At 71.6% G+C, this 3,402-nt stretch carries 5 protein-coding genes; all 5 read left to right on the top strand.

What is annotated here, in order from left to right; translation table 11 throughout:
* On the top strand, window positions 1-256 hold a 256-nt coding region (locus AB0I76_RS25675; protein ID WP_357040411.1), incomplete at its 5' end, for a hypothetical protein.
* Window positions 257-436: 180 nt separating this feature from the next.
* Window positions 437-1,456, top strand: coding sequence for a TerC family protein (locus AB0I76_RS25670; RefSeq protein WP_357040408.1), 1,020 nt, complete (start codon window positions 437-439; stop codon window positions 1,454-1,456).
* 73 nt (window positions 1,457-1,529) lie between these two features.
* Window positions 1,530-2,129 (top strand): sulfite oxidase-like oxidoreductase, encoded by a 600-nt coding sequence (locus AB0I76_RS25665; RefSeq protein ID WP_357040405.1) that lies wholly within the window; start codon window positions 1,530-1,532, stop codon window positions 2,127-2,129.
* Between the two features lie 10 nt (window positions 2,130-2,139).
* A complete protein-coding gene (locus tag AB0I76_RS25660; protein WP_357040414.1) occupies window positions 2,140-2,889 on the top strand; it encodes a ferredoxin reductase in 750 nt (249 codons plus the stop codon).
* 45 nt (window positions 2,890-2,934) lie between these two features.
* Window positions 2,935-3,228: a DUF6510 family protein gene (locus AB0I76_RS25655; RefSeq protein ID WP_357040402.1), complete on the top strand. Its 294-nt coding sequence runs from the start codon at window positions 2,935-2,937 to the stop codon at window positions 3,226-3,228.
* Window positions 3,229-3,402 lie beyond the last annotated feature (174 nt).

Here is a 3,402-nt window from a genome sequence, read left to right as displayed (position 1 = left end):
CACCGGACCGGTGCGGCTGGCCGCCGCGGCCGGCGCCGCGACCGTAGGGCTGTTCGGGCCCACCGACGCGCGGCGGTACGGGACCGGCGACCTCGACCTCCAGGGGCTGCCCGACTGCGCGTACCGACGGCCCACCGCGATCACCGACCAGCCCTGCTGGTGGCAGGCACGGTGCCCGCTGGACCCGGCCGGGCCGGCGTGCATGGCCGACCTGGACGTGGACACCGTCCTCGCGGCGGTCACCGGCGTCACGTGAGACCGGCGTGCCCCGCTTGGCGGGCCGATTGAGCCTGGCCTAACCTTGTGGCGGCGAGGGGAGTACTTCCCACGAACCATTCCGGTCAGTACGGCGGGCCTCAGAGCCCTCCCCGGGTGGTTGCCCACGATATGTGGGTGAAGGAGACCTCGAACATGACACGGTGTTCGAGGAGGCCCCATGTCCGGTTCGTCATATCTTGCTGCCACCGAGATCAGCTCGGTGGGCACCCCCACGCTGTGGGGCGTCACCATCGCCGGCGTGCTCGCGCTGCTGGTCCTGGACTTCCTCGTCACCCGTAAGCCGCACGAGGTGTCGATCCGTGAGGCGCTGGGCTGGTCGGCGTTCTACGTCGCCCTCCCGCTGGCCTTCGGCGCCTGGATCTGGTCCCGCTACGGTTCCCAGCAGGGCGTCGAGTACCTCACCGGTTACCTGGTCGAGAAGTCCCTCTCGGTGGACAACCTGTTCGTCTTCATGCTGCTGCTCGCCGCGTTCGCGGTGCCGGCCGTGCTCGCCCAGCGCGTCCTGCTCTACGGCATCGCCGGGGCGCTGGTGCTGCGCGCGATCTTCATCGCGCTCGGCGCCGCCGCGTTGCAGACCCTCGACTTCGCCTTCCTGCTCTTCGCGATCATCCTCCTCGCCACCGCGGTGAAGCTGCTGCGCGACGCCCTCTCCGGGCACGAGCAGGAGGTCGACATCAGCAAGATGCGCTCGGTGAAGCTGCTGCGCCGGTTCATGCCGGTGACCGAGGAGTACCAGGGCACGAAGCTGACCGTCCGGGTCGACGGCAGGCGGGCGCTCACGCCGCTGGCGCTGGTCACGGTGGCCGTGCTCGCCACCGACGTGGTCTTCGCCGTCGACTCGGTGCCGGCGGTCTACGGCATCACCGAGGACCCGTACCTGGTCTTCGCCACCAACGCGTTCGCCCTTCTCGGCCTGCGCGCGCTCTACTTCGTCCTGCACGCCGCGCTCAGCCGTCTGGTGCACCTCAGCTACGGCCTGGCGATCATCCTGGCGTTCATCGGCGTCAAGCTGGGCCTGCACTGGGCGCACGGGATCTGGTCCGGCGTCCCCGAGATCCCGACGCTGGCCTCGCTCGGCGTCATCATCGGCGTGCTGGTGATCGTCACCATCACCAGCCTGCGCGCCACCCGGACCACCGTGTCGCAGGAGAAGGACGTGGTCGTCGAACACCGCTGAGGTGGTCCGCCCCGTCGGCCGGTTTCCGGTCGAGAGGACGCGGCGCACCCACCGCGGGTGGTACGACTGACGGATGGGAATCGTGTCACCGGGCTTCCAGGGCCGGCCCCGCTCGGCGGAGCCGGCCCTGCCGCCGGGGCAGTACCTGACCGAGGACTTCCCCGTGCTGTCCGCCGGCCCGACACCGAAGGTGCCGACGGATACCTGGGAGTTCGTCGTCACCATCGAGACCGGCGCGGAGTTCCGGTGGACCTGGAACGAGTTGATGACTCTGCCGCAGGAGACCCTGACGGCGGACATCCACTGCGTCACCCGCTGGTCCAAGCTGGGCACCTCCTGGCGCGGTGTCTCACTGGACACGCTCCTGGAGGGGGTGGACACCGCGGCCGACTACGCGCAGGCCCACTCGTACGGCGGGTACACCACCAACCTGCCGCTGGACGACCTGCGCGACGGCCGGGCCTGGGTGGTGCACACCTACGACGACGAGCCGCTGCCCGCCGAGCACGGCGGCCCGGCCCGGCTGCTCGTGCCGCACCTGTATCTCTGGAAGTCCGCCAAGTGGGTGCGCGGCATCCGCCTCACCGTCGACGACGAGCCGGGCTTCTGGGAGACCGCCGGCTACCACGACTACGGCGACCCGTGGCGTGAGCAGCGGTACCAGGGTGACTGAGCGGGCCGTCGTGGCGGACACCCCGGCGCGCGGCCCCGCCCGGTGGCGGGTCGCCCGGCTCGTCGAGCGCCGCGTGGAGACCCCGACCGCGCAGACCCTCGTGCTCGACGTGCCCGACTGGCCGGGGCACCTGCCCGGGCAGCACCTCGACGTGCGGCTCACCGCCCCGGACGGCTACCAGGCCGCCCGGTCGTACTCGATGGCCGGCCCTGCCGACGGCAGCCGGATCGAGCTGACCGTGCAGCGGGTCGCCGACGGCGAGGTGTCGCCGTACCTGATCGACACCTGGGCGCCGGGCGACCCGGTGGAGGTGCGTGGCCCGGTCGGCGGCTGGTTCGTCTGGCGGCCCCAGGAGACCGCGCCGGTGCTGCTCGTCGGGGGTGGCTCCGGAGTCGTCCCGCTGATGGCCATGATCCGCGCCCGCCGCGCCGCCGGCAGCCGGGTGCCGTTCCGGCTGCTCTACTCGGTGCGCACACCGGCCGACGTGATCTACGCCGACGAGCTGCGCCGCCGCGCCCGCGACGACTTCGGCCTCGACGTGGCGTACGTGTACACCCGCGAGGCGCCCGAGGGCCGGCGGGGCGAGCCGCACCGGATCGGCCTCGCGGATGTCAACAGTCACGGCTGGCCGCCCGACCTGGAACCGCTCTGCTACGTGTGCGGGCCGACCGGGTTCGTGGAGACGGTCGCCGACCTGCTGGTCGGGCTGGGCCACCAGCCCCGGCGGGTGAAGACCGAGCGGTTCGGTCCGACCGGCTGACGTTCGTCTGTCGCTGGTTCGCCGCGCCTGGAGGAGGAGAACGCGATGACCGACATGTCGTACCTGGACGGCAACATGCTCGACGGCCCGCTGCGCGAGCTGTTCGCCGTAGACCTGAGCAGCGCCACCGGTCGCTGCGACCACTGCGGCAGGGTCGGCCCGATGGCCGGGCTGCAGGTCTACTCCCACGCACCCGGGCTGGTGGGGCGCTGCCCGGCCTGCACCGAGGTGATGCTGCGCCTGGTCCGCGCCCCCGACCGGGCCTGGTTCGACCTGCGCGGCACGACCTTCCTCCAGGTCCCGATGCCCCTGGACCAACCCCACCCGGGCCCGCTCTGACCCACCCACCCCTCCTCCCGCCCCACCCCGCCGTGCCCCACCAACCCGCCCGCGATCTTGCACTTTCGGCCGCTCGGATGAGGCTTTTGTCGGCTTCGCGGCGGCAGAAAGTGCAAGTAAGGTGGTGGATCAAATGGGGCCGCACCAAGAGCAGGAGTGTGGCGTCTTAGCCCG

The organism is Micromonospora sp. NPDC049799, assembly GCF_040656655.1.
GTDB lineage: Bacteria > Actinomycetota > Actinomycetes > Mycobacteriales > Micromonosporaceae > Micromonospora.
The sequence above is the reverse complement of the archived record's forward strand: the minus strand, read 5'-3'. Positions and strand labels throughout refer to the sequence as shown.

What these genes read in the sequence shown, in the direction of transcription:
- AB0I76_RS25670 (WP_357040408.1), top strand. Translation starts at nt 437, where the DNA reads ATGTCCGGTTCGTCATATCTTGCTGCCACCGAGATCAGCTCGGTGGGC.
- AB0I76_RS25665 (WP_357040405.1), top strand. Translation starts at nt 1,530, where the DNA reads ATGGGAATCGTGTCACCGGGCTTCCAGGGCCGGCCCCGCTCGGCGGAG.
- AB0I76_RS25655 (WP_357040402.1), top strand. Translation starts at nt 2,935, where the DNA reads ATGACCGACATGTCGTACCTGGACGGCAACATGCTCGACGGCCCGCTG.